We start from the raw sequence: 24512 nt of genomic DNA, 5'->3' as shown, positions 1-24512 counted from the left end.
AGCGATCGGCACGGCATATGTCCGGCCTGCTCTCGCCTCGGGCTGGTCCAACCCCTATATGCCATCTTGCGATTGCTTGCGGGCCTTGCCCTCGGTAAAGAGCAGTGGCTCCGGCGTGCCGGCTTCAGTCCATGGCGCACGCTCACCGAAGATTTCACAGACCGGCCCGTCAGCGCGCCGAACGGAGGATAGACCATGCTTCAGAAAACCAGCCATTTCATGCGGCAGGCCAATCTCATCAATGGCGAATGGGTGCAGGCCGACAGCGGCCAGACGGTCGACGTCAACAACCCGGCCACCGGTCTCAAGATCGGCACCGTGCCGAAGTCGGGCAAAGCCGAGACCCGCCGCGCCATCGAAGCCGCCGCAGAAGCTTTCAAGACCTGGCGCAAGACGACCGCGCTCGAGCGCTCGAAGCTGCTGCGCAAGCTGCATGACGCAATGATGGACAATCAGGACGTGCTGGCCGAACTGCTGACCATCGAACAGGGCAAGTCGCTGTTCGAATCAAAGGGCGAGATCGGCTCTGCCGCGGCCTACATCCTGTGGTTCGCCGAGGAAGGCCGCCGCACCTATGGCGACGTCGTGCCTTCGCCGTGGGCAGACCGCCGCATCCTGGTGACCAAGGAGCCGGTCGGCGTCATTGCCGCCATCACGCCGTGGAATTTCCCATCCTCGATGCTGGCCCGCAAGCTCGGCCCGGCGCTCGCCGCCGGCTGCACCGCCGTGGTCAAGCCGGCCTCGCAGACACCTTACTCGGGTCTCGCCTGGGGCGCGCTTGCCGAGGAAGTCGGCTTCCCCAAGGGCGTCGTCAACATCCTGACCGGTTCGGCCAGCGAGATCGGCGACGAGATTTGCGCCAATCCGCTGGTGTCGAAGATCACCTTCACCGGGTCGACCGAGGTCGGCAAGCTTCTCATCCAGAAGTCGTCGGTCACCGTCAAGAAGGTATCGATGGAGCTCGGCGGCAACGCGCCGTTCATCGTTTTCGACGACGCCGATCTCGAGCGTGCGGTTGCCGGTGCGATCACCGCCAAGTATCGCAATTCCGGCCAGACCTGCGTCTGCACCAACCGCTTCCTGGTTCAGGCCGGTGTCTATGACAAGTTCGTCGAGAAGCTCGCTGCGGCGAGCAACGGGCTGAAGGTCGGCTCCGGCCTTGAGGACGGCGTGCAGCAGGGACCGCTGATTGACGAGAAGGCGGTCGAGAAGGTCGAGGAACTGATCGCCGACGCCACATCCAAGGGCGGCAAGATCGTCGCCGGCGGCAAGCGCCATGCGCTCGGCGGTTCGTTCTTCCAGCCGACGGTCATCGCCAACGCGACACCTAAGATGCGCTTCATGAAGGAAGAGATCTTTGGCCCGGTCGCACCGGTGTTCAAGTTCGAGACCGAAGAAGAAGCCGTCGCACTCGCCAACGACACCGAATTCGGCCTCGCCTGCTATTTCTACACCGGCGATCTCGGCCGCGCCTTCCGCGTCATGGAAGGGCTGAAATACGGCATGGTCGGCGTCAATGAAGGCCTCATCACCACGCCGGAGGCGCCGTTCGGCGGCGTCAAGGAATCGGGTCTCGGCAAAGAAGGCGGACATCAGGGCATCGAGGATTATCTCGACACCAAATATGTCTGCATCGGCGGCCTCGGCCTCTGATAGGATATTCCCTGAGATGGAGAGGCCGATGGCCTGCCTGTCTCTCATGGGAAAACCAGCCGAAGTCTTCTGGATCAACTGGCATTTACGGGCATGGCGATGAAGGACGGCGAGGTTTTCGGCACGACGCAGGCAGGCGAGTCGGTGCGTCGCTTCACGATCAGAGGCGGCGGTATCACCGCCAACATCATCGGTCTGGGCGCGATCATCCAGGATCTGCGCCTGACCGGGCACGATGCGCCGCTGGTGCTTGGCTACGACAATCTGGAAGCCTATGAGACGGATACGGGCTTCTTTGGAGCGGTTGTCGGCCGCTATGCCAACCGCATCCGCGACGGCCGCTTTACCATCGCCGGCAGCCGCTACCAGACCGAGCAAAACTTCCTCGACAAGCATACGCTGCATGGCGGCTCGCAAGGCTATTCCCACCGGCCATGGACGGTTTCCTTGCATGGCAGGGATTTCGTCACGCTGACGCTGCATGATCCCGACGGCACGATGGGCTTTCCCGGCGCGCTCGACGTCACTTGCACCTACCGGCTGAAGATTCCCGGCACGCTCAGCGTCGAACTGACCGCCACCTGCGAGGAGCCGACGCTGTGCAATCTCACCCAGCACTCTTATTTCAATCTGGATGATGGCGGCGCCGGCGACATTCTCGACCACAGGATGATGCTGAATGCCGGCGCCTACCTGCCGGTCGATGGCGACATGATCCCGACCGGTGTGGTCAAGCCGGTTGACGGTACGCCGTTCGATTTCCGCCAGGCGCGGCCGCTGCGCATGGAGACCGAGGGTGAACAGCTGCCCTACGACCAGAATTTCTGCCTCGCTTCGACGCGCGGGCCACTCAAGCAGGCGGCATGGGCGCAAGGCGCCAGTTCCGGTGTCGAGATGGAGGTCTGGACCACCGAGCCCGGCGTCCAGCTTTATACCGGCCAATATGTGACGCCGCGCACCGGGCTGGAAGGGCGGAACTACAAGGCCTTTTGCGGCTTCTGCCTGGAGCCGCAGATTTGGCCGGACGCGCCGAACCGGCCTTATTTCCCGCAGGCGACGCTGTGGCCGGGCGCGATCTACCACCACGTCACGGAATATAGGTTCCGCCGGCCTTAAGGTCCGCCGATATTCAGGTGAGGCCGGCCTGCAAACAGCAGTTTCCTGCGCTTCCGGTGCTCACGTACTCAAAAGTACGCTCCGCTCCGGTTCTCGGAACCTACTGTTTTCGGCTCGGCCTGACCTGAATCTCGACAGACCTTAGCTTAGCCTTCGAAAGCGGTTCGCAGTATCTCGAACGGCGCCAGCGCGCCGCGCACCTGCACCACGGCGGCGGCGACGCGATGCGCACGGCGTGCGGCTTCCAGCGGGCCGTGGCCGGCAAGTCGAGCCGCAAGATAGCCGCCGTTGAAGGAATCGCCGGCGCCCGTCGTATCGGCGGGAGCGGCGACATGGATTGCCGGGACTTCGCGCAGCGTTCCTGCTTGGGCAATCAGTGCCGGTGCTTCGCCGTTCTTGACGACGACCTCGCTGACGAGTTGCCCGAGCCGCTTCGCTGTGGCTTGCGGTGTTGGATCGCCGAACAGCATCTGTTCGTCGGGAAAGGTAGGCAATGCGATGTCGGTGACGGCAAGGGCTTCGACGATCGCTGCCTGCGCATCCTCGCGATTGCGCCAGAGCCGTGGCCGGTAGTTGGGGTCGAAGGCGACAAGTGAACCAGCCGCCCGCGCCTTGCCGACGGCCGCCAGCAGCGTGGCGCGCGCGGCCTCGTCCAGAATTGCCAAAGTGATTCCGGAAAAATAGACAAGCGCCTGATTTTCCAGGTTTTTCGACAATGCGGCCGGGTTCGAGGCGAGCTGCCGCGCGGCGGCGTCGCCACGCCAATAGGTAAAGGAACGCTCGGCCCCGGTCAGCGTGATGGCATAGAGGCCGGGCCGTGCGCCCGCTATGACCGGGCTGGAGCCGATGCCGATGCCGTTCTGGCCCAAGAAATCGATCTGGCCTTGCGAGAACGGATCGTCGCCGAAGGCCGAGACATAGGTTGCCGGCCGCTCAGCGCTCAGTGCATGCAGCGCCCACAGCGTGTTGAACGTGTCGCCGGCAAAGCCCATGCGCCAGTTCGGTCCCGTCTGGCCCGACAGTTCGAGCATGCATTCGCCGATCGAGGCGACGCCGTTTCCCGCCATCTGCAATCCTCCAGTGATCCCGGTGCTGTAGCTTTTTGCCACCGGCAGCGCCATGCTTGGCAAGCAGGGTTTTTTCCGTCACAGCGTTTTCCCACAGGCTGGCGGGATGCGATCCGTCCGGCAGAGCGTTGTCTGCGGAAGAGGAACCGGTTTGGCATCGATATGGCGTTATCTTCTGGCGGGTCTTGGTCTGGCTGCCTTGCTGGTCGGCATTCTCGCGGTCGTCTTCCTGACGGCGCCGCGGTCGTCGCTGCCTGCCGGCCCGGATGTCTCGCGGACGAAGAACACCGCCAATGCGCTGTTCGTAGCCAGCTTCGTGCCGGAACGGGGTGTCGTGCGGCAGGGCGAACTGCAATCCTGGCTGCTGACCTTGAAGACAAAGGCAGGTGTTCCGGTGGAAGGTGCCGCGATCGCGATTTCCGGCGGCATGCCACTGCACAGTCACGGCCTACCGACCAGCCCGCAAGCGACCGACTATCTCGGCGACGGGCGTTACCGGATCGAAGGGGTGAAATTCACCATGAGCGGCTGGTGGCAGTTGCATTTCGCCATCTCGGCCACCGCCGGGTCCGACACGGTGCTCTTCAACGTGGTGCTGTGAGCAGGACATGAGGCGGCTTTCACGTTTTCTGGCGCTGATGGTTGCCGTTATCCTTGCCGGTTGCGGCAAACCCGACTTTTCCGACGCCGAGAAGAAGACCATCGCTTCGTTGGCGCTGTCGGCACTGCCGCCGCTGAAGCCCGACACCACCAACCGCTTTGCCGACGTGTCGGCGGCTGCCGCACTCGGCTCGACGCTGTTCTTCGACCAGGGCATGAGCGGTGACGGGTCGATATCCTGTTCGACATGCCACAAGATCGACCGCCAGTTCCAGGACGACCTGTCGCAGGCGGTCGGGGTCGGCCGTACCAACCGGCGCACCATGCCGCTGGCCGGCGTGGTGCGCGATCCCTGGTTCTTCTGGGACGGCCGCCGTGACAGCCTGTGGGCGCAAGCGCTGACGCCGCTCGAAAACCCGCTGGAGCAGGCAGGAAACCGCGCCGCCTACGCGCATTACATCAAGGCGCGCTTCGGCGAACGCTATGAGCGCATCTTCGGGCCGCTGCCCGATCTTTCGGGCATGCCGTCGAATGCCAGCCCTTTGGGAAACGATGCCGAGAAGGCTGCCTGGAACGCGATGAGCGGCCCGCAGCGTGACGCCATCAACGGCGTCTTTGCCAATATAGGCAAGGCGATTGCCGCCTTCGAACGCTCGATCGCGCCGGCGCCAACGCGCTTCGACCGCTTTGCGCTGGACGTCGCCACCGGTGCCGAGCCGAAGGGCGATGCGGTCTTTTCCAAGCAAGAAATCCTTGGGCTGAAACTGTTCATCGGCAAGGCCAATTGCGTGACCTGTCACAACGGCCCGCGCTTCACCGACAACAGCTTTCACAACACCGGCGTGCCACCCATTGCGGGCCTGCCGCCGGACCGCGGCCGCATCGATGCGGTTCGCCAAGTCGAAGCCGACCCGTTCAACTGTTTCGGCGCCTATCGCGATGGCGACGCCGGCGCCTGTGGCGAGTTGCGCTTCATGGTCAAGGATGGCCCGCAACTGATCCGCGCCTACAAGACGCCGTCGCTGCGCGGTGCGGCAACGCGGCCGCCCTACATGCATGCCGGGCAGTTTTCGTCGCTCGACGAGGTCGTGGCGCACTACGCCAAGGCTGCACCCAGCGTGGAGGGTACGTCCGAAGTTCATCCGCTGGGGCTGTCGGATCGTGAACGTGCGGCGCTGGTGGCTTTCCTGAAGACGCTTTCGGAGTGAGTTAGAGCTCGACCCATCCCGATGTATCGGGATGGAGCTCTATTTTTCTTTTTGTTTGACCATGATCTTGTCCGAAAATCGGCGTCCACTTTTCGGGATCATGGTCACCGATCCTTGACCGTCTCCATCGCCACGAAGGTCGAGGTCTGGGCGACATGGGGCAGGGCCGAGATGCGCTCGCCGAGGACGCGGCGGTAGGCGGCGATGTCCCTGGTGCGGACTTTCAGCAGATAGTCGAAGCTCGACGCCATCATGTGGCACTGCTCGATTTCCGGCACGGCCTGCACGGATCGGTTGAAGGCATCGAGCGCGGCGGACCTGGTGTCGGACAATTTCACCTGGACGAATGCAACATGGCCTTCGCCCATGCGCTCGCGGTCGATGATCGCCTGGTAGCCTCTGATGTAGCCGTCCTTCTCCAGCCGCTTCACCCGCGCCTGCACCGGCGTCTTCGACAGGCCGACCTTTGCCGCCAGTTCTGACATCGAAAGCCGGCCATCGCTTGCCAGCGCCGCCAGGATATTCCTGTCGATGCGGTCCAATTGGTCTTCTGTCATCGAAAATGCAGTCCATATGTCGGTTTTGAGCTGCTACGATAGATCGAACGACCTGCAATGTCGATTTCTTCGGACCGATTGAAAATTCGCATCTGTGCTAGCTTGCACCATTCGGTCCGGTGACCGCCGGCCCGATCCCTTTGCTCGATCCATGGGACCGCCATGCCAGCGCTCGATGCCATCCGCCAGCAGATCCGCGCCAACTACCTGCCCGATGAAGACGAGGCCGTGAAGCGGCTTGCCGACGCGACGGCGCTCTCCGGGAAAGACCGCAAGGCGATCTCGGCCCGCGCCGCCGATCTGGTGCGGGCGGTGCGCGGTTCGTCCGATCCCCGGCTGATGGAAGTCTTCCTCTCGGCCTATGGTCTCTCCACCAAGGAAGGCGTCGCGCTGATGTGCCTAGCCGAGGCACTGTTGCGCGTGCCCGATACCGAAACGATGGACGACCTCATCGCCGACAAGATCGCGCCGCACGACTGGTCGGCGCATTCGGGCGGTTCGAGCTCCATCTTCGTCAACGCCTCGACTTGGGCGCTGATGCTGACCGGCCGCGTCCTCGATGAGGGCGAGGGCGGCATCGAGGGCACGCTGCGCTCTATGGTGCGGCGGTTGGGCGAGCCGGTCATCCGCAAGGCGGTGGCCGCCGCCATGCGCGAGATGGGCGAGCAGTTCGTGCTCGGCCGCACCATCACGGAAGCCGTCAAGCGCGGCCGGCCGATGACGCAGAAGGGCTATCTCTATTCCTTCGACATGCTGGGCGAGGCGGCCCGCACCGAGGCCGACGCCTTGCGCTACCACAAGGCCTATGCCGACGCGATTTCGTCGCTCGATTCCGGCTCCAACGGTCCTGACATCAGGCAGAACCACGGCATCTCGGTCAAGCTTTCGGCGCTGCATCCGCGCTACGAGGTGGCGCAGAAGGACGAGATGCTGCCTGTGATGGCCGAGCGGCTCTTGTCGCTGGCGCTTGCCGCGCGCCATTCGCGTATGGGCCTCAACATCGATGCCGAGGAGGCCGATCGCCTCGATCTGTCGCTCGACGTCATCGAGCGGGTGCTGGCCGAGCCGGAGCTCGCCGGCTGGAACGGCTTCGGCGTGGTGGTGCAAGCGTATGGGCCACGCGCGGCTTTCGCCATCGATTGGCTCTATGCGCTGGCCAGGAAATACGACCGCAACATCATGGTGCGGCTGGTCAAGGGTGCCTATTGGGACACCGAGATCAAGCGGGCGCAGACGCTCGGACTGTCAGGCTATCCCGTCTTCACCCGCAAGACCAACACCGACGTTTCCTACATGGCTTGCGCGAAAAAGCTGCTATCGATGACCGACCGCATCTATCCGCAATTCGCCACCCACAATGCCCACACCGTCGCCGCCATCTTGGCGATGGCGGATAATCGCGATTCCTTCGAGTTCCAGCGCCTGCACGGCATGGGCGAGGCGCTGCACGAGACGGTGCGCCGGTCCGAAGGCACGCGCTGCCGCATCTACGCGCCGGTCGGTGCGCATTCCGATCTGCTGGCCTATCTGGTCCGCCGGTTGCTGGAGAACGGCGCCAATTCCTCCTTCGTGCACCAGCTGACCGACGAGGACGTCGAGCCGGAGGACATTGCGCGCGATCCGCTCGAAACGGTCGAGAGCCAGGGTCCGGCCGCCAATCCGGCGATTGCCCGGCCTTCCCAGATTTTTGGGGCCGGCCGTCGCAACTCGAAGGGTTTTGATATCACCGACACGGTGACGCTGGCGGCGATCGACAAGGCCAGGGCGGCCTTCGCTGGGCCGGATCGTTGGCATGCCAAGCCGATCACCCGTGCCGCCGGCTACGGCAAGCAGCGTCCCATAGTCAACCCAGCAAAGCCTTCCGAAGTGGTCGGTACGGTCAGTGAAGCCGCCGCCAAGCAAGTCGCGACCGCCGTGCGCTTTGCGGTGGAAGCGCAGCCGGCATGGGCAAAACGTTCCGTCGCCGAGCGCGCTGCCATCCTCAACCGTGCCGCCGATCTCTATGAAGCCAATGCCGTCGAGTTCTTTGCACTCGCCACCCGCGAGGCCGGCAAATCGCTGGCCGACGGCGTCGCCGAAGTGCGCGAGGCGGTCGACTTCCTGCGCTACTACGCCACCGAGGCGGCCAATGCGGAGGCGGGCACGCAAGCGCGCGGCGCCATCGTGTGCATTTCGCCGTGGAATTTCCCGCTCGCCATCTTCACCGGCCAGATCGCGGCCGCACTTGTCACCGGCAATTCGGTCATCGCCAAGCCGGCCGAGCAGACGCCGCTGATCGCCTTCCGGGCTGTCGAGCTGTTGCGCGAGGCCGGTGTGCCGGAAGACGTCATCCAGTTGCTCCCTGGCGACGGCCCATCGGTCGGCGGGCCGCTTACATCAGATCCGCGCATCGCCGGCGTCTGCTTTACCGGCTCGACCGAGGTCGCCAAGCTGATCGAGAAGCAACTGGCCGAGACGGCCGCGCCCAACGCCATGCTGATCGCCGAGACGGGCGGCCTCAACGCCATGATCGTTGATTCCACCGCGCTGCCCGAACAGGCGGTGCGCGACATCCTCGCCTCGGCATTCCAGAGTGCCGGCCAGCGTTGCTCGGCACTGCGCGTGCTCTATGTGCAGAAGGACGTGGAGAAGAAGATGCTGGAGATGCTGAAGGGCGCCATGGAGGCGCTCAGCATCGGCGATCCCTGGCGGATTTCGACCGATGTCGGCCCTGTCATCGACGACGAGGCGCAAAGCTCTATCCGCGAGTACTGCACGAAAATGGGCTTGCAGGGCCGGCTGATCGCCAAGCTCGAAGCACCCAAGGAGGGGCGCTTCGTCCCGCCGCACGTCTTCCGGGTCAAGGGCATCGAGGACATGGAGCGCGAGGTGTTCGGGCCGGTGCTGCATGTCGCCACCTTCGACGCCGACGAAATCGACGCGGTCATCGCCGCCATCAACCGCAAGGGCTATGGCCTGACCTTCGGCCTGCACACCCGGATCGAGGGTCGCGTCCAGCATTTCGTCGACGGCATTCATGCCGGCAACATCTATGTCAACCGCAACCAGATCGGCGCCGTGGTCGGCTCGCAGCCGTTTGGTGGCGAGGGGCTTTCAGGCACCGGGCCGAAGGCCGGCGGCCCGCACTACCTCCGCCGGTTCCGCAAAGGGCCGGAGGCTGGCACCCATTTGCAGGATGGCCATAAGGTCACGGCGACCGAGCTTGCCGACAATCTGCCTGATCCCACACTTGGCGGCTGGTCGACGCGTCCGGACCGGATCGCCATTCTGCGGAAGCATCTGCGCGGCAAGGGTGCTGCGGCCATAGGTGCGGCCGCCGGCATCGATTTCGGCCAGATCGACCTGCCCGGGCCGACCGGCGAGGCCAACACGCTCTCGCTCTCGCCACGCGGACGGGTGCTGTGCCTCGGTCCCGATGGCGATACGCTGCTCGCGCAGACGATCCAGGCGCTCGCCGCCGGCAATGCGGTGCTGGCCGTGGCGCCCGGCGCACCGGCTGCCCTTTCCCCATTGACCGGCAAGGGCTTGCCGCTGGCCGCCATCGATGGTCGGCCGGATCCGGTCGAAGCACGTTCACTGCGCGTCGATGTCGTCGCCTTTTCGGGCACGCCGGAGGCTGCACGCATCGTGCGCAAGGTCATCGCCGACCGCTCCGGCCCGATCGTGCCGCTGGTCAGCGAGGTACTGAACCCGGCGGCCTATGCACATGAACGGGCTGTCTGCGTCGACACCACCGCCGCCGGCGGCAATGCGAGCCTGCTGGCCGGAGCTTGATCCCGGCCAGTATTTAAGCGCCTTCGACGACCGAAAAACCCTCGAACTGGGGGTGACCGAGATAGTGGACCTTTGTCGTGCCGACATTTCGATGGGCGGCGCGGAAATTCTCCGACTTGGTCCAGGCGATGAAATCCTCGTGGCTCGCCCACACCGTGTGCGACGCAAACAGCGTGTAGCCTTCGGTCTCGTTGACCGGGCCACGCAGCAGGTGGAATTCCCGAAAACCCTTCATCTCAGCGAGGCTGGAATCGCGGTTCTTCCAGACGGCTTCGAAGTCGTTCTCCGAGCCGGTCTGCAAAGCGGTTCATGGCGATGTACATGGCGGTTCCTTTCGTGCGGATGTTGATGATTGGCGGCTGCAGCGTTTGTTCTGCGCACATTCAAAATGGGCCGATTTCGGTCTCGAACTCCAAATTTGCGCTTGCGGCCTGTGGTGGAATCGGAGGGAAGGGGGCTGCCTTGCGGACAATGCCAAGCGCCGCCTGATCGAAAGCCGCCGACCCTGAGGTCTCCAGGATGCGCAACTCGTTTATGTTGCCCTTCCTGCCTATGACGAATGTGACAACCGCATTGTTGCGTGCCGCCAGCTGTAGGGAAGGCGGGAGGGTGCGATTGACGCTGCCGAGTTTTCTAAAAACATCGCCGCGGTAGTTGTCTTCCGCGGCCGTGCCTGCCTCTTTTTGCCTTTTGCCCTTGCTGGCTGCTTGCGCCGACCGGTCCTCGCCATTCGCCGTGCCGCGCTTCTCATCCGCCGTCTTTGAAGGGGCAGCTGCCGACGTTGGCCTGGCGCTGGGGATCGGTGGCTGCTCTGGAACGGCGACAGGCACTTCGGCGCTCTCGGCCTGCACGGTCGGCTGCGCCGGCGTTTCGGCCTTGGGAGCCACGCTCTGGTCATCGGGGCGAGGGGCGCCGGCCACCAATATGTCGGGCGTCACCGTCTGCTGTTTGGCAGGTTCCGGCAAAGGCTTGAGCGGCTTTGCTGCGTCCTTCGCGGGTTGCGAAGGCTCTGTTGGCGGGGTTGGCTTGGGTGGCGTTGCTGGCTGTGGTTTGGCGGGTTGCGGGTTCGGCACCAGTGCAACGTTTATTTCCGTCGGGTCCTTGTCCAGCGCGTTGCCGACCACGTTGGTGCCCGACTGTTCACTGCCTTCCGGCTGCTCGGCATCTTGGAAACTGGAAATCCCCGTAGGGGAGATCAGAAAGGCCGCTGCCACCGCGGCATGGAGCAGGCAGGAGACGACGATCGCCGCCGTCCACTTGCGGTTCCAGGCCGATGGCCGCGGTAGCGCGAGCGGCTCGGTTGGCTCTATCGCCAGCTCGGCGCTGGCTTCGGGGAGGGGACTGATATCCTGCATGTCTCGCCGCGAGACCTGCAGCGACAAGAGCAGAATTGTCAATCAAGATCGTTCGCTCGTAACGGCAGTCGGCAGTGGCCGGCCACAGGCCATGCCACTGTGTTTCGCGTGAATGCGGGATGCAGTCCCACCTCAGACGCCGAAAGCGATACCGGTCTTGGTGTCCGTCTTCAGCTTGCGCATGCAGGCGTTCGGTTCGACGCCGGTACCGGTGCATTCGGTCGCGCTGTTGATCAGCACGCGGCTGACTTTCGAGCACTCGGTGCCGGCCAGATCGAAACGCGTCACCTTGGTCTTGCCCGCCGGCAATTCCTTGAAATCGAGCACGGTCAGCCGGTCGACGACGCCTGCCTCGTTGAACAAGGCGATCTCGAACGCAGCCTTGGACAGGTCGGCGCCGAGATTGTTGTTGACCACGAACGTCAGGCGGCAACCCTTGTCGGAAGGTTGCGCACCATTGAGTTCTAGGGTGAGTGCGGGGACCGGCGCGGACTCTTGTGCCCACGCCGCAACCATCGCAAGCGACATCGCCAGCATCGAGGTCAGCAGACGAAGGGATGTCATCAAGCTCGTCATGGTCATCAGCCTCCAAATCGCATCGTCGCCGCCAGCTTCAGGGTGACGCCGGGCTCGTAGGCCGCGAAGACCGGCTGCGGCGGCTGGCCGGCCGTGGTCAGGTTGAGCGGGTTGGCGTATTTGACATCGAACAGATTGTCGGCGCGGAAATCAATCTTCAAATTGTCCGTCGCCTGGTAGCTGGCAAAAGCATTGACCAGCGTGTAGTCCTCGGCGATCGGGTTGCCCTTTGGCTTGCCATTGTATTGCACTTCGCCGCCCACGGTTAGCTTGTCCTCGAGGAAGCGCAAGCCGAGCTGCGCGGTGATCTGGGATGAGGGGATTGTCAGCAGGTCGGCCCGAACGTCCTTGTAGGAAATGGTATGACCATTGGTGATTGAGGCCGAAAGCCCGGCATAGCCCCATCCGGCATCATAGACGCCCTCAAGTTCGAAGCCGTCGATCTTGGCCTTGGCAAAATTCTGGTACTGGAAGCATATCGGGATACCGGGTCCGCTCGGGCAGCCGGCTGTCGGGTCAAACCGCGACAGGGTAACGCCATCGATGTAGTCTTCGACATCGTTGTTGAAATAGGCTGCCTTGATGCGCAGCGCATCGCCGGCTTCGAGGATGTCATTCTGCTTGTAGTTGACGCCGAATTCGACGGTCTTTCCGGTTTCCGGCCGCAGATTGGGATTGGGCAGGAACGGGAAGGTGACACCCGCCGGATGGCGACCGCTGATCAGTGTTTCCGACAGGGAGGGTGACCGGTATCCTTCCGCATAGGTGCCGTAGAATTGCAGGCCGGCAAGGCTGGCGCTGTCGAAAGGCGAGACGCCGACGGTGATGCGCGGCGACAACCGGTCCCCCGACGTTTCGTGTGTGTCATCCTTGAGGCTGTAATTGTCGTAACGCAGCCCGGCGATGACTTCGAGCCACTCCCAGGTGAGCTTGTCCTGGACATAGGCGCCGGAGACGTTCCGCTTACCGGAAGGCGTATAGAAGCTGTCGCCACCGGCCGTGCCGCCGGTCTCGACGTTATCGCCGGCCCAGTCGCCGCCATAGGTCAGTTCGTGCGCGATTCCCGCGGTCTCGAATCTGGACGTGTTCCAAATGTCGATGCTGGTCGTGCCGATGTCGAATGTCGATGTCGAGCCAGCCGGCAAAACAACTGGAAGGCCGGTGCTCGGATCAAACCGGTTGAGAGGCACGAGGCTGGTCAGATCGAGATTGGTCTTGTTGTAGGAGGTGTTGATATGGAGATCGAGCCAGCTCTTGTCCTCATCCGTAATGTTGTAGCGGGCAGTGAAGGTGTTCGACTTCAGGTCGACGTCATTGACCGGCACGCCGCCGCTGATCTCGTTCCAGCCGTCGCTTGAGCCGACCCAACCGAGCTTCAGTTCGCTGTTGTCGGTCGGGCGGATGGTGGTCTTGAGCAGACCGCTCAGCACATCGAAGCCGGTGCCCTTGACCGTGTCGCCACCGCCATCCTTGTAGTCGTCATAGTTGCGGTAGACGATGTTGCCGAGCACATCCCAGTTCTCGTTGAGGCGGTAGGCACCGGATGCGCTTGTTGTCCAGCCCTTGCCGTTGCTCTCATAGCGTCCCGTGACGGAGCCGGCCCATGTTTCTTCCGGCTTGAGGAAATCCCCGGCGTCCTTGGTATCGAAGAAGACAACGCCGCCGATGGCGCCCGAGCCGTAGGTGTTGGCGACAGGACCGCGGATCACGTCGACGGATTTGACGAGTTCGGGGTCGATGTAGAAGGTCGACTGCGTGCCGTGGTCTGAGCGCTGGAAATTCTGGCGCGCGCCGTCGACGATCACCGCGACGCGGCCGAAATCCTGCAATCCGCGGATGTTGATGCTGGTGCTGACACGCCTGGCGTCGGCCTGCGCGGCGACGCCGGGCACGCCGAGCAGCATCTCGTTCGGCGTCGTCGCCATGCGGCGGTCGAGCTGTTCCTGGCCGACATGGCTGGTCGATGCCAGCGATTCGATCGCCGTTTCGCCGGTGCGGCTGATGACGAGGATCTTGTCGAGCAGCGTTGCGCCCGCTTGTGCCGCCTTTTCTTCGTCGGCCTTCTTCGTTTGATCTGTCTGCTGGTCCGCTGGCTGCGCCGCCTGCTGAGCGTTGGCCGGCTGCGCCGACAAGGCGATCGCCACCACGCTTGTCAGCAAAGCCGCTGCGCCGTTCGCCGCCGACCGGCCGCGCCATTCCCAAATCACAAACCCCATGCCCCAACTCCAAAGTCCAGGTTTCATGCTGGCTGGCCCGGGGCTGGCTGGCATTTTTGATCATGTCCGGCGTCTTAAATGTTGACTCATTTAATCCGGTATTGCACTGACTAGTAAACATGATTATTCAAGTCAAGAAATGAATCGGATTACGCAACGCCTAGCCAGACGCCCGGCACAGGAAAGGGATCCATCCAGATGAACACCCACAATCCCAACGATTTTCGCTATCGCGTCCGCCGCTCCGACGATGCCTCCGCCCGTTTCGACCGGGTTCCGCTGGCGGTACGAACCCTGTCCAGCAACACCCTGTTCCAGGGCGAGCATGAGATAGGCATCGAGCATCACGGCGCGCTCTACCGGCTGAAGATCACCCGCCAGGGCAAGCTCATTCTCAACAAGTAAGGCTAGAGCGGTTCACCGTTTCACGGAACCCCGAACCACTCTATCTCTTTGTTTTAACGCAATTCCGGACGGAAAACCGTTTCACACTTTTCCTGGAATTGCTCTAGGCAGCAGGGACGAAACATGGACCAGCGCGTAAAACCCGCCCCGCATGAAATCCGGCGGGCACGGACAGACAATCCGAAGACGCGCGAGCGTGATCTGGCTGCCCAGCTCGGCATTTCGGAAGCCGAACTGGTCGCCGCGCATTGCGGCGACGGCGTCGTCCGTGTCGAGCCACGCGTCAACGATCTTTTGACCGGTCTCGAAGCCGTCGGCGAGGTCATGGCGCTGACCCGCAATGAAAGCGCGGTGCACGAAAAGATCGGCGTCTATGACAAGGTCGTCACCGGCAACCACAATGCCATGGTGCTTGGCGAAAACATCGACCTGCGCATCTTCCCGAAGGTCTGGGCACACGGCTTTGCCGTCGAGAAGCGAGACGGCGACGAAATCCGCCGCAGCCTGCAGTTTTTCGATGCGGCGGGCGAGGCCGTGCACAAGGTGCATTTGCGTCCGGCCTCCAGCCTCTATGCCTATCAGAAACTGGTTGCCGCGCTCGAATCGTCCAATCAGGAGCCGACGGTCGACATTTCAGGACCACTCCCCGATGACGAGATCCATGGCGACGAAACGGCCGCCAACCTCGACGACCTGCGCGACCGCTGGAGCCGGCTCACCGACGTGCACCAGTTCTTCGGCATGCTGAAGACGCTGAAGCTCAGCCGCCGGCAGGCGGTGCGCCTGGTCGGGCAAGACTATGCCTGGCAGCTCGACAATGATGCCGTCCGTGCCATGTTTCATCACGCTGCGGAGGGCGAGATGCCGATCATGTGCTTTGTGGGAAACCGCGGATGCATCCAGATCCATTCCGGTCCGATCAAATCCATCAAGCCGATGGGGCCATGGATCAACGTGCTGGACGAAACCTTCCACCTGCACCTGCGCACCGACCACATCCAGGAGGTCTGGGCGGTGCGCAAGCCGACCAAGGACGGTCATGTCACCTCGCTTGAGGTCTATGACGTCGACGGCAAGATGTTCATCCAGTTCTTCGGCAAGCGTCATGAAGGCGAAAGCGAGCGGGACGACTGGCGCTTCCTGGCGGAAAACCTGCCGCGCATCCCAAACCCGACCGCAGCCTGAGGAAAATGCGATGCGTTTTTTCCCAAGATTGTCGACCGTGCGCGGATCTATTTTCGGGCCGGTGATCGGTCTTTCCATGGCTGTTATCGCACTGCAATCCGCCAGCGCCATGGAAGGCACGGCCGTGTTTGCCGATCCTTCGAAAATCGTGGCCGTTGGCGGCTCGATCACCGAGATCGTCTATGCGCTCGGCGAGGAAAAGCATCTGGTGGCTCGCGATTCCACCAGCCGGTACCCAAAGGCGGCGCTTGAGCTGCCCGATGTCGGCTACATGCGCGCGCTGTCGCCGGAGGGGGTGCTGTCGGTCAACCCGACCGGCATCCTGGCGCTGCACGGCAGCGGTCCCAAGCAAGCCGTCGATGTCTTGAAGAAGACGAGCGTCCCGTTCATCGAAGTGCCCGAACACTATAGCCACGAAGGCATCCTCGAAAAGGTCCGTATCGTCGGCAAGGCGCTCGGCGTCGACGCCAAGGCCGAGGTGCTCGCCGGGGAACTCGATGCCAAGCTTACGGCAGCCGAGAAGCAGACGGCGTCGATCAAGGAGCGCAAGCGCATCCTGTTCGTGCTGTCGATACAGGGCGGCAAGATCCTGGCGGCCGGCAGCGAGACCGCGGCCGACGGTATGGTCAAGCTGGCTGGCGGCGTCAACGCGGTCGAGGGCTTTTCCGGGTACAAGCAAATGTCCGACGAGGCGATCATAACCGCTAGACCGGACGTGATCCTGATAATGAGCAATGCCGGGCCTCCGGTGTCGGACGACGAACTGTTCGGCAACCCGTCTATCGCCTCGACGCCGGCCGGAACGGCGCGCAAGCTGATCCGCATCGACGGTGCCTATCTGCTCGGCTTCGGGCCACGCACAGCCGATGCCATCCACGACCTCGCTGTCTCGCTTTATGGCGGGCAGGTCACGGACTGAACGGGCGGATCATGGTCGATCAATCGATCGCCGGCCCGGTGATGACAAGCGTATCCGAAGGCGACCGGTCGGGCCGCGCCCGCATCGTCATCCTTCTGCTGTGCCTGGGGCTCGCGGCTGCCATTTTTCTGTCGCTGGCATCGGGGGCTTCGGACGCTTCGGCCGTCAACGTCATTGGCGGCTGGCTGTTCGGCACAGTGCCTGATGACGCCGCGGTGCGCGCCCGCGACAGCCTGATCGTCTATGACATCCGCCTGCCGCGCATCATCCTCGGCATGCTGGTCGGCGCGGCGCTCGCGGTCTCCGGCGCGGTCATGCAGGGACTGTTCCGCAATCCGCTGGCCGACCCCGGCCTGATCGGCGTTTCGGCCGGGTCCAGCCTTGGAGCGGTTGCCGTCATCGTGCTCGGCGCCACGATATTGGCTCCGGCGACCGTCTTGCTCGGCACGCTCGCACTGCCGCTGGCGGCCTTCTGTGGCGGGCTCGCCACCACGCTGGTGCTTTATCAGGTCGCGACGCGGCGGGGGCAAACCTCGGTTGCCACAATGCTGCTTGCCGGCATCGCGCTGACGGCGCTCGCCATGGCGCTGACCGGCATCCTCATCTTCATGGCCGACGATCGCCAGTTGCGCGACCTGACCTTCTGGCAACTCGGATCGCTCGGTGGCGCGACCTGGGCGAAGATTGCTTCCGTCGGGCCGATCATCGTGCTGGCGCTGGCGGCGATGCCGTTCCTGGCACGCGGCCTCAACGCGCTGGCGCTGGGCGAGGCGACCGCCGGCCATCTCGGCATTCCGGTGCAGCGGCTGAAATACACGGCCATCGTCGGCGTCTCCGCCGCGGTCGGCGCATCCGTCGCCGTCAGCGGCGGCATCGGCTTCGTCGGCATCGTGGTGCCGCATCTGCTGCGCCTGCTGATTGGTCCGGACAATCGCTATCTGCTGCCGGCGTCGGCGCTGCTCGGTGCCTCGCTGCTGCTTCTGGCCGATGCGGTCGCACGCACCATCGTTGCGCCGGCCGAACTGCCGATAGGCATCGTTACCGCGATAGCGGGCGCGCCGTTTTTCCTTTGGATCCTGCTGCGCAAGCGCGGCGTCGTTGATCTGTGACAGTGGTTGATTTGCGAGAATTGGGACCTGTGAGGCTTGGATGATCGAGGCAAGGGACGTTTCGGTTGATATCGCCGGCAAGCCTATCGTCAGTGGTGTCGATTTCCACGCGCGGCCCGGCGAGATCGCCGCCATCGTCGGCCCCAATGGTTCGGGCAAGACGACCTTCCTCAAAGCGCTCTCCGGCGAACTCGCCTATACGGGGCGCGTTGCCCTCAACGGCCGAGATCTCTCGACGATGAAGCCGGTAGAGGTTGCGGTCCATCGCGCGGTGCTGCCGCAGGCGACGACGCTGTCGTTCCCGTTCACGGTGCGGGAAGTGGTCAAGCTTGGTCTTGTCGGCGGCCGCTCGGGCGTCTTGCCGGGCGAGGATGCGCGGCTGCCGGACCGGGCATTGGCGCGTGTCGATCTCGACGGCTTTGCCGGCCGTTTCTACCAGGAGCTTTCCGGCGGCGAGCAGCAGCGCGTTCAGCTCGCGCGCGTGCTGTGCCAGGTCTGGGCGCCAGTGCTCGACACGCCGCGCTTTCTGTTCCTCGACGAGCCGGTTTCCAGTCTGGACATCAAGCACCAGCTGATCATCATGAACATTGCCCGCGACTTCGCCAGAAGGGGCGGCGGCGTGGTCGCCATCCTGCACGACCTCAATCTGACGGCCATGTATGCCGACCGGATCTTCGTCATGCATCGCGGCCGGCTCGCCGCCACCGGGTCGCCGCAGGACGTGCTGAGCGATGACCTGATCGAAAAAGTGTTCGACTGCCGGCTCAGGGTCGGCGTGCTGCCGGCCGGCAATATGCCGTTCGTGCTGCCTCAGTCAGCAACTTAATTTATTGCAAACTTAGCCCGCGTACCTGGCTGGGCTAGGCAGCCGGGGCGCGGCGCTCCAACATGTCGATGCCGAGCAGGTTGCGCACATTCGGCCGCGCCGCCACCAGATCCGCGATCGTGTAGCGCTCCAGCACCGCGAAGAACGCGTTCAGCGCCTCGCGCAGCGCCGAGTTCAGCGCGCAGCTGTCGACCAGCGGGCATTCGGCGGCATCGTTCTCGAAGCATTCGGCCATGGCGAAGCTCTCTTCCGTCACGCGCACGACATCGAACAGGCTGATGGCTTCGGCCGCCCGGCCAAGCTTGACGCCGCCATTCCTGCCTCGCACGGTCTGGACAAGGCCGTGCTCGACCAGGGGCTGCAGGATCTTGAACAGGAAAAGCTCCGACACCGAATACGCGGCCGCGATCTCGGGGATGCGGCTCAATCGGTCATCATTGGCCGCGCAATACATCAAGATGCGCATGGCATAGTTGGTCTGGCGCGTAAGCCGCATTTTGTCCTCACAAGGCACTGGTGCGGTGCAACCACGCCAGATCTGGAAATTTTTGCTGATGCGGCTTTGACCCGAATTTCCGGATTCGCCACATTGGCCTCGGCGGAATATGGCCTATACCTTGGAATAATTCCAGACTAGCTTCGCGCGATAGATGAATTTTCTCCTCAACTTTGTGTGCGCGGCCGAGCAAGATTCGGCGCGAAACCGGCTGTCGCGGGTATTTTGGCTGTCAAACCACTAAATAGCCTGAGATCGACGAGGAGCGGCTCACCCATGTCACAATCGGCTTCGTCCCTGGCGCCTGTCCGTTTCGATGCCGAAGCGGATGCCAAGCTTTCCGCGTTGCGGCGGACAAAATTCGTCGCGGCGGCCGCACTGGCGCTTTGCGTGCTGGTGTTTGCGCTCGCCAAGTCGTTCGAGCACATCCATCCCTGGCTCGGCTTCGTCGCTGCCTTTGCCGAGGCGGCGACCATCGGCGGCCTCGCCGACTGGTACGCGGTGGTGGCGCTGTTCAGGCGACCGCTGGGGCTGCCGATCCCGCACACCGCCATCATCCCCGAGAACCAGAACCGCATCGCCGACAATCTCGGCCGCTTCATCGAGGTCAACTTCCTGGCGCCTGAACCGGTGCGCGAAAAGCTCGCCGAGGTGGATTTCTCGGCACTCGTCGCCGACTGGCTGGCCGATGCGGAGCGCGCCGCCGGCCTGTCGCGCTTCGTCGTGCGGCTGGTGCCGCAGACGCTGGCTGCTGTCGAGCAATCCGGCCTGCGCGGCTTCGTCACCAGCCGCATGCTCGAACAGATCGAAAAGGTGCCGCTGGCGCCGCTGGCCGCCGAACTGTTGTCAGCGCTTACCGACGACCGCCGCCACCAGAAACTGTTCGACGAGTTCACCAAGGTGATCGGCAGGTTCCTCAATGACGAACAGGCGCTGGCGACGATGCGCGAGAAGATCCGCGAGGAACTGCCGTCGCTGTTCAACCTGTTCCGCGCCGACGCCTATCTCCTGAAGAAGATCGTCGCCTCGGCCGGTTCGCTGCTCGACGAGGTGAGGGCCGATCCCGATCACCCGATGCGCGCCGAATTCGACCATTTCGCTCAAGGCTTCATCGAAAAGCTGAGGACATCGAAGCAATATGCCAAACGTGCCGAGAAGCTGAAGCGCGATTTCCTGGCCCGGCCGGAAGTCAGGGGACTGGCCGGCGACATGTGGGCAAGCCTCAGCCAGTTCATCGAGCAGGACGCCAAGGCGCCGAATTCGGTCATTCGCGCGCATCTTGCCAACATGTTCGTCGAGGTCGGGCGGCATCTTGCCAGCGATGCGCAGATCCGGGCCGACATGAACCAGGGGTTCGTGGTGGCGCTGGCGTCGTTCGTGGAGAGCCAGAAGGCCGGCGTGTCGACATTCATCGCCGACCAGGTCAAGCGCTGGGATCTTGCGCAGCTGACGCGGCTGATCGAGATGAACATCGGCAAGGACCTCCAATACATCCGCTTCAACGGCATGATCATCGGCGGCCTCGCCGGTGTCGTGCTCTATGTGGTAGAGCGGCTGTTCCTCGTGAATTGATGCGCGGTGAGGCTGGTGCTCATTCCACCGCGTCCGAATGGACTCACGGAATGCGAGTGTTATTCTCCATCCGAGGTTGCCCGCATCCGCGGCAAAGGGGAGCAGACGAGCATGGCAAAACAACCGGAATCCGATTCCTTCGTGGACATGTTCGGCAGGTTCGGCCGCGACCTGAAGGTGCCCAATGTCGATGTCGAGGCGATCCTCGCCCATCATCGCAAGAACATCGAAGCGCTGGAGAAATCGGCACGAGCCGGTTCCGCCGGCGCGACCTCGCTGTTGTCCCGGCAGCGCGAGATGCTGCAGGATACGCTGCGCGAGGTCACCGACATGGCGCAAAGCTACAGGGCGCCGGGCAATCCGCAGGAACTGATGGCCAAACAGACGGAGTTTGCCAGAAAGTCTTTCGAAGTCGCATTGAAGAATGCAGGCGAAGTGGCTGAACTGGTCAAGAAATCCGGCGCCGAATCGGTCGACATCCTGCGCACCCGCATCAAGGAGGCGATGGAGGAAATCCGCGCCGGCTACGAGAAGAAGTAGCGGATGTGGCCGGGGCCGGCTCATTGCTGCCGGCAGCGCCCTGAAGCCCGGAAAGCCCGATTTGACCTGCGACTGCGCCGGCGGCGTGGCACGATTGCGGCCGAAATCGACGGAACGGATTCGCGCAGAGCGAATTGACAGAGGCCGTCAGTTCGTGGTCCGGAGGCTCTGGAAGCGATCGGGAAACCAGGAATGAACGAAATACGGCCTAAAACGCCGCCTACCTACGAGCAGTTGAGGACGATGGCCGGGCTGGAACTCGGCGTGTCGGAGTGGACGACGGTCGACCAGAACCGCATCGACCAGTTCGCTGAATGCACCGGCGACCATCAATGGATTCATGTCGACCCTGAAAGGGCGCGGCGGCAAAGCCCGTTCCGTACGACGATCGCGCATGGCTATCTGACGCTGTCGATCATCGGCGCACTGGCGCTCGGCATGGGCATCGTGCCCGAGAACACGCAGGCCGCCTTCAATTATGGCTTCGACAAGGTACGCTTCCTGGCTCCGGTCAGGGTCGGTGCCCGCATCAGACTGCGCATCACGCTGCTGTCCATGGAGGACAGGGGCCCCGGCCAGTATCTGATGAAGGCCGCCAACACGGTCGAGATCGAAGGCGAGGAAAAGCCTGCTTTGATGGCGGAAACGCTGGTCATGCTCTATGAGCGCCGCAAGCGGGCAGGCGCCTGAGAGGCTGTTCACCTGGAGCGCAAATCAGAGGTCTTGTGATACTTCCACCAGCCTCTGCCGCTTGAACTCGGCGCGGGCCGAGAGCAGTGCGAGGAACAGCGCAGCCAGCGCCAGCACCGTCGCCGTCTGAAATGTGACCTGCATTCCCCGGGCGGCGGCCTCTGAACTCAGAAGACCAATGCCAACGTGCCCTTTGGCCGATGCGACGGCGAATATGGCGCCCATCACCGATGCGCCGGTGATCAGCCCGAGATTGCGCGAAAGATTGAGCAGGCCGGAAACGACGCCGCGCTGGCCGGCACTGATGCCGGCCATGACGGCTGCATTGTTGGATGTCTGGAACAGGGCGTAGCCGATGCAGGTGACGGTGATCGCAACGACATAGCCGGCAATACCGAGCGTCACCACGGCGAGCGACAGCAAGAACGTGCCTGTCGTGAGGCTGAGCAGGCCGGCGACCATCATCTTGTGGGCGCCGAAGCGGTCGGTCAGGCGCCCGGCCATCAGCGCCGACAGGGCCGAGACAAGCGGCCCGGTCGACAGCACGATGCCGACCATTGCGGCATCCAGCCCAAACCCGCGTGACAGGTAGAACGGGGCAACCACAAGGGTCGCCATCATCACCGTGGCGATGATCAGGGTCATGGCCAGGCTGGCGCTCAGCTGAAGATCTCGGAAGCTGGCAAGCTGGATCAAGGGGTTGTTCACCCTCGCCTGCACGGCGGCGAACAGAAGAACGCCGGTGCCGGCAGCGATCAGCAGGCTGATGTTGAGTGCGCCGAAATTGCCTTTGCCAAGCGTCATGGCCAGTGCATAGGCGGCCAGCGTCAAGGCCAGCAAGGCGGTGCCCGCGACATCGAATGTGCCTCGGTCGACCTGCTGCGCTGTCTTGCTGTGTGCCGGCAAGGCCTGCCAAGCGAGAGCGAAGGTGAGCACACCCAGCGGGACATTGACGAGGAAGATCGCGCGCCAGCCAAAACCGGCGATCAAAAGGCCGCCGAGCGAGGGACCAAGTGTCGTGCCGATCGCGGACATTGCGCCGAGCAGGCCCATGGCGCCGCCGATTCTGACTTTGGTCACGGTTTCGGCGACGAAGGCCAGCGTCAGCGCCATCATCAGCGCTGCGCCAAGTCCCTGCACGGCGCGCGCGGCAATCAGCAGCCAGAGTGTCGGCGCCAGGCCGCAGAACACCGATGCGGACGTGAACAGCGCGATGCCGCCAAGCAGCAACGGTCGGCGCCCGAACATGTCGGCCAGCCGACCGGCGCTGACGATCAGTGTGGTGATGGCGAGGAGATAGGCCAGAACAACCCATTGCACGGCCTGGAACGTCGCGCCGAAATTCTGCATCAGCGACGGCAGCCCGACGCTGGCAATGCTGGTTCCCAGCGACGACAGCAGCGTGGCGAGCGACAGGCTTGCCAGCGCCCATCGGGCAGATTGGGTTTGTGGCTGCGCCGACACGTACTCATTCCGATTTTGCTCAGCGATTGCCACGGCGATCTCCTTCCATCAGTCCCACAACCGGAACTGCTGGAGATCTAGTTCCTTGGCCAATGTGGCGGAAGGCGCAGCATTTGCATCTTATTCGTGCGTTCGGCGCCATATCATGCCATGATCTGCCGATGACATCGCCCGATCTCAACTTACTGTTCGCTCTCGACGTCCTGCTGACCGAAGGCAGCGTGGCGCGTGCCGCCAGCCGCCTGCGCCTCAGCCCCTCGGCGATGAGCCGGACGCTGGCGCGGCTGCGCCAGGCTACGGGCGATCCGCTGCTGGTTCGCGCCGGTCGAGGCCTGGTGGCGACGCCGCGTGCGGAAGAACTGCGACAACAGGCTGGTCGTGTCGTCCAGGATGCGGAGGCGCTGCTGCGTCCTGCCACCTTGCTTGATCTCCGGAGCCTGGACAGGGTCTTCACGCTGCGCACCAATGAGAGCTTCGTCGAAGAGTTCGCACCTCGTCTCGTCGCCCGCATCCAGGCCGATGCGCCCGGCGTGCGGCTCCGCTTTGCACCGAAGTCCGATAGAGACGTCATGTCGCTGCGCGATGCGGCGATCGACCTGGACATAGGCGTCGCTGGCGAGACCGGACCGGAGGTGCGCATCCAGGCATTGCTTCGCGACCGCTTCATCGGCGCCGTGCGAATGGGCCATCCGTTGAGCGAGGGTGCGGTGACGCCAGAGCGCTATGCCGCAGGCCGGCACATCAGCGTTTCACGGCGTGGCCGCGAGAAAGGGCCGATCGACGAGGCTCTGAACCGGCTCGGGCTGCAGCGGACAGTCGTGTGCATGGTTTCCGGTTTCTCGGCAGCCCTTGCCATGGCCCGCACATCGGACCTGATCGCCAGCGTTCCGGAGCGGCACACCGAGGGCGCACGCGCCGGCATGCACAGTTTTGCCCTGCCTGTTGCCACCGCTGGGGTCACCATCTCCATGCTGTGGCACCCGCGCCTGGATGCCGATCCGGCGCAACGCTGGTTGCGCGACTGTGTGCGGGAGATCTGCGCGGCGTCTCGCTGACAACGATGAGAAGCCTGCGCCAATCGCCCAGGCTTCTCATCCGTCCCGGGTTGTGTGCGTCAAGTTCTGCAAAATGGGCGATCATGAAGCTGGTCATGCGGCTTGGCGTAGAGCGAGCTTCTTGTGCTC

Annotated in this window: 21 protein-coding genes and 1 pseudogene; 14 read left to right on the top strand and 8 right to left on the bottom strand. The window is 63.5% G+C overall.

Features of this window, described 5'->3' with window-relative positions; all coding sequences use genetic code 11:
• Positions 1-195 precede the first annotated feature (195 nt).
• Together NKH52_RS30130 and NKH52_RS30125 are read left to right on the top strand one after the other, a co-directional pair.
• On the top strand, positions 196-1653 hold the full coding sequence (locus tag NKH52_RS30130; RefSeq protein ID WP_027039039.1) for an NAD-dependent succinate-semialdehyde dehydrogenase: 1458 nt from the start codon (positions 196-198) through the stop codon (positions 1651-1653).
• Between the two features lie 93 nt (positions 1654-1746).
• A complete protein-coding gene (locus NKH52_RS30125) occupies positions 1747-2769 on the top strand; it encodes an aldose epimerase family protein (protein WP_352736029.1) in 1023 nt (340 codons plus the stop codon).
• A gap of 146 nt (positions 2770-2915) precedes the next feature.
• On the opposite strand, the gene NKH52_RS30120 is transcribed toward NKH52_RS30125, so the two are convergent.
• Complete coding sequence (locus NKH52_RS30120) at positions 2916-3836, bottom strand: sugar kinase (protein WP_352736031.1); 921 nt, start codon at positions 3834-3836, stop codon at positions 2916-2918.
• Between the two features lie 151 nt (positions 3837-3987).
• Here NKH52_RS30120 and NKH52_RS30115 point away from each other — a divergent pair, with 151 nt between their 5' ends.
• Complete coding sequence (locus NKH52_RS30115; protein ID WP_352736032.1) at positions 3988-4437, top strand: FixH family protein; 450 nt, start codon at positions 3988-3990, stop codon at positions 4435-4437.
• 7 nt (positions 4438-4444) lie between these two features.
• Positions 4445-5644, top strand: a complete 1200-nt coding sequence (locus NKH52_RS30110) for a cytochrome-c peroxidase (protein WP_352736034.1) — start codon at positions 4445-4447, stop codon at positions 5642-5644.
• 104 nt (positions 5645-5748) lie between these two features.
• On the opposite strand, the gene NKH52_RS30105 is transcribed toward NKH52_RS30110, so the two are convergent.
• Positions 5749-6201 carry an Lrp/AsnC family transcriptional regulator gene (locus NKH52_RS30105; protein WP_056596145.1) on the bottom strand — a complete coding sequence of 151 codons (453 nt, stop codon included), beginning with the start codon at positions 6199-6201 and terminating at the stop codon, positions 5749-5751.
• A gap of 162 nt (positions 6202-6363) precedes the next feature.
• Here NKH52_RS30105 and putA point away from each other — a divergent pair, with 162 nt between their 5' ends.
• Positions 6364-9975: a bifunctional proline dehydrogenase/L-glutamate gamma-semialdehyde dehydrogenase PutA gene (gene putA, locus NKH52_RS30100; RefSeq protein WP_352736035.1), complete on the top strand. Its 3612-nt coding sequence runs from the start codon at positions 6364-6366 to the stop codon at positions 9973-9975.
• A 13-nt stretch (positions 9976-9988) separates the two neighbouring features.
• Here putA and hmuQ read toward each other — a convergent pair.
• From hmuQ to NKH52_RS30080, 4 genes and pseudogenes are all read right to left on the bottom strand, one after another.
• Positions 9989-10298 (bottom strand): annotated as a pseudogene (gene hmuQ, locus NKH52_RS30095) (heme-degrading protein HmuQ).
• A 60-nt stretch (positions 10299-10358) separates the two neighbouring features.
• The gene (locus NKH52_RS30090) at positions 10359-11372 is read right to left on the bottom strand and encodes a TonB family protein (RefSeq protein ID WP_352968271.1); all 1014 of its coding nucleotides are present in this window, start codon (positions 11370-11372) and stop codon (positions 10359-10361) included.
• A gap of 90 nt (positions 11373-11462) precedes the next feature.
• On the bottom strand, positions 11463-11906 hold the full coding sequence (locus NKH52_RS30085; RefSeq protein ID WP_352736052.1) for a hypothetical protein: 444 nt from the start codon (positions 11904-11906) through the stop codon (positions 11463-11465).
• Positions 11907-11911: 5 nt separating this feature from the next.
• Positions 11912-14122, bottom strand: coding sequence for a TonB-dependent hemoglobin/transferrin/lactoferrin family receptor (locus NKH52_RS30080; protein WP_352736038.1), 2211 nt, complete (start codon positions 14120-14122; stop codon positions 11912-11914).
• Between the two features lie 198 nt (positions 14123-14320).
• Here NKH52_RS30080 and hemP point away from each other — a divergent pair, with 198 nt between their 5' ends.
• The 5 genes from hemP to NKH52_RS30055 all read left to right on the top strand — a co-directional run bounded on the left by hemP (position 14321) and on the right by NKH52_RS30055 (position 18566).
• Positions 14321-14527: a hemin uptake protein HemP gene (gene hemP, locus NKH52_RS30075; protein ID WP_023757683.1), complete on the top strand. Its 207-nt coding sequence runs from the start codon at positions 14321-14323 to the stop codon at positions 14525-14527.
• Between the two features lie 123 nt (positions 14528-14650).
• The gene (locus NKH52_RS30070) at positions 14651-15712 is read left to right on the top strand and encodes a hemin-degrading factor (RefSeq protein ID WP_352736040.1); all 1062 of its coding nucleotides are present in this window, start codon (positions 14651-14653) and stop codon (positions 15710-15712) included.
• Positions 15713-15722: 10 nt separating this feature from the next.
• Positions 15723-16631, top strand: coding sequence for a heme/hemin ABC transporter substrate-binding protein (locus NKH52_RS30065; RefSeq protein WP_352736041.1), 909 nt, complete (start codon positions 15723-15725; stop codon positions 16629-16631).
• 11 nt (positions 16632-16642) lie between these two features.
• A complete protein-coding gene (locus NKH52_RS30060) occupies positions 16643-17740 on the top strand; it encodes a FecCD family ABC transporter permease (RefSeq protein WP_352736042.1) in 1098 nt (365 codons plus the stop codon).
• A 40-nt stretch (positions 17741-17780) separates the two neighbouring features.
• Positions 17781-18566: a heme ABC transporter ATP-binding protein gene (locus NKH52_RS30055; protein WP_352736044.1), complete on the top strand. Its 786-nt coding sequence runs from the start codon at positions 17781-17783 to the stop codon at positions 18564-18566.
• Positions 18567-18600: 34 nt separating this feature from the next.
• Here NKH52_RS30055 and rirA read toward each other — a convergent pair whose 3' ends face one another.
• The gene (rirA, locus tag NKH52_RS30050) at positions 18601-19062 is read right to left on the bottom strand and encodes an iron-responsive transcriptional regulator RirA (protein WP_127267528.1); all 462 of its coding nucleotides are present in this window, start codon (positions 19060-19062) and stop codon (positions 18601-18603) included.
• Positions 19063-19338: 276 nt separating this feature from the next.
• Between rirA and NKH52_RS30045 the strand changes: the two genes are divergently transcribed.
• The 3 genes from NKH52_RS30045 to NKH52_RS30035 all read left to right on the top strand — a co-directional run bounded on the left by NKH52_RS30045 (position 19339) and on the right by NKH52_RS30035 (position 21864).
• Entirely contained in the window at positions 19339-20634 is a 1296-nt protein-coding gene (locus tag NKH52_RS30045; RefSeq protein WP_352736046.1) for a DUF445 domain-containing protein, read from the top strand.
• 111 nt (positions 20635-20745) lie between these two features.
• Positions 20746-21174 carry a phasin family protein gene (locus tag NKH52_RS30040; protein ID WP_352736047.1) on the top strand — a complete coding sequence of 143 codons (429 nt, stop codon included), beginning with the start codon at positions 20746-20748 and terminating at the stop codon, positions 21172-21174.
• A 192-nt stretch (positions 21175-21366) separates the two neighbouring features.
• On the top strand, positions 21367-21864 hold the full coding sequence (locus tag NKH52_RS30035) for a MaoC family dehydratase (RefSeq protein WP_127291626.1): 498 nt from the start codon (positions 21367-21369) through the stop codon (positions 21862-21864).
• A gap of 24 nt (positions 21865-21888) precedes the next feature.
• Here NKH52_RS30035 and NKH52_RS30030 read toward each other — a convergent pair whose 3' ends face one another.
• Positions 21889-23361, bottom strand: coding sequence for an MFS transporter (locus tag NKH52_RS30030; protein WP_352736049.1), 1473 nt, complete (start codon positions 23359-23361; stop codon positions 21889-21891).
• A gap of 128 nt (positions 23362-23489) precedes the next feature.
• Between NKH52_RS30030 and NKH52_RS30025 the strand changes: the two genes are divergently transcribed.
• The gene (locus NKH52_RS30025; RefSeq protein ID WP_352736050.1) at positions 23490-24383 is read left to right on the top strand and encodes a LysR family transcriptional regulator; all 894 of its coding nucleotides are present in this window, start codon (positions 23490-23492) and stop codon (positions 24381-24383) included.
• The last annotated feature ends 129 nt before the right edge of the window (positions 24384-24512 follow it).

The sequence above is a fragment of the Mesorhizobium sp. M1066 genome (genome assembly GCF_040318635.1).
GTDB lineage: Bacteria > Pseudomonadota > Alphaproteobacteria > Rhizobiales > Rhizobiaceae > Mesorhizobium.
Note: the sequence above shows the minus strand (reverse complement) of the source record. Positions and strands in the feature narration are given on the sequence as shown.

Bases quoted from the DNA above. Each gene is read 5' to 3' on its own strand.
- NKH52_RS30130 (WP_027039039.1), top strand. From the start codon at position 196: ATGCTTCAGAAAACCAGCCATTTCATGCGGCAGGCCAATCTCATCAAT.
- NKH52_RS30125 (WP_352736029.1), top strand. From the start codon at position 1,747: ATGGCGATGAAGGACGGCGAGGTTTTCGGCACGACGCAGGCAGGCGAG.
- NKH52_RS30120 (WP_352736031.1), bottom strand. From the start codon at position 3,836: ATGGCGGGAAACGGCGTCGCCTCGATCGGCGAATGCATGCTCGAACTG.
- NKH52_RS30110 (WP_352736034.1), top strand. From the start codon at position 4,445: ATGAGGCGGCTTTCACGTTTTCTGGCGCTGATGGTTGCCGTTATCCTT.
- NKH52_RS30105 (WP_056596145.1), bottom strand. From the start codon at position 6,201: ATGACAGAAGACCAATTGGACCGCATCGACAGGAATATCCTGGCGGCG.
- putA (WP_352736035.1), top strand. From the start codon at position 6,364: ATGCCAGCGCTCGATGCCATCCGCCAGCAGATCCGCGCCAACTACCTG.
- NKH52_RS30085 (WP_352736052.1), bottom strand. From the start codon at position 11,906: ATGACGAGCTTGATGACATCCCTTCGTCTGCTGACCTCGATGCTGGCG.
- NKH52_RS30080 (WP_352736038.1), bottom strand. From the start codon at position 14,122: ATGGGGTTTGTGATTTGGGAATGGCGCGGCCGGTCGGCGGCGAACGGC.
- hemP (WP_023757683.1), top strand. From the start codon at position 14,321: ATGAACACCCACAATCCCAACGATTTTCGCTATCGCGTCCGCCGCTCC.
- NKH52_RS30070 (WP_352736040.1), top strand. From the start codon at position 14,651: ATGGACCAGCGCGTAAAACCCGCCCCGCATGAAATCCGGCGGGCACGG.
- NKH52_RS30065 (WP_352736041.1), top strand. From the start codon at position 15,723: ATGCGTTTTTTCCCAAGATTGTCGACCGTGCGCGGATCTATTTTCGGG.
- NKH52_RS30060 (WP_352736042.1), top strand. From the start codon at position 16,643: ATGGTCGATCAATCGATCGCCGGCCCGGTGATGACAAGCGTATCCGAA.
- NKH52_RS30055 (WP_352736044.1), top strand. From the start codon at position 17,781: ATGATCGAGGCAAGGGACGTTTCGGTTGATATCGCCGGCAAGCCTATC.
- rirA (WP_127267528.1), bottom strand. From the start codon at position 19,062: ATGCGGCTTACGCGCCAGACCAACTATGCCATGCGCATCTTGATGTAT.
- NKH52_RS30045 (WP_352736046.1), top strand. From the start codon at position 19,339: ATGTCACAATCGGCTTCGTCCCTGGCGCCTGTCCGTTTCGATGCCGAA.
- NKH52_RS30040 (WP_352736047.1), top strand. From the start codon at position 20,746: ATGGCAAAACAACCGGAATCCGATTCCTTCGTGGACATGTTCGGCAGG.
- NKH52_RS30035 (WP_127291626.1), top strand. From the start codon at position 21,367: ATGAACGAAATACGGCCTAAAACGCCGCCTACCTACGAGCAGTTGAGG.
- NKH52_RS30025 (WP_352736050.1), top strand. From the start codon at position 23,490: ATGACATCGCCCGATCTCAACTTACTGTTCGCTCTCGACGTCCTGCTG.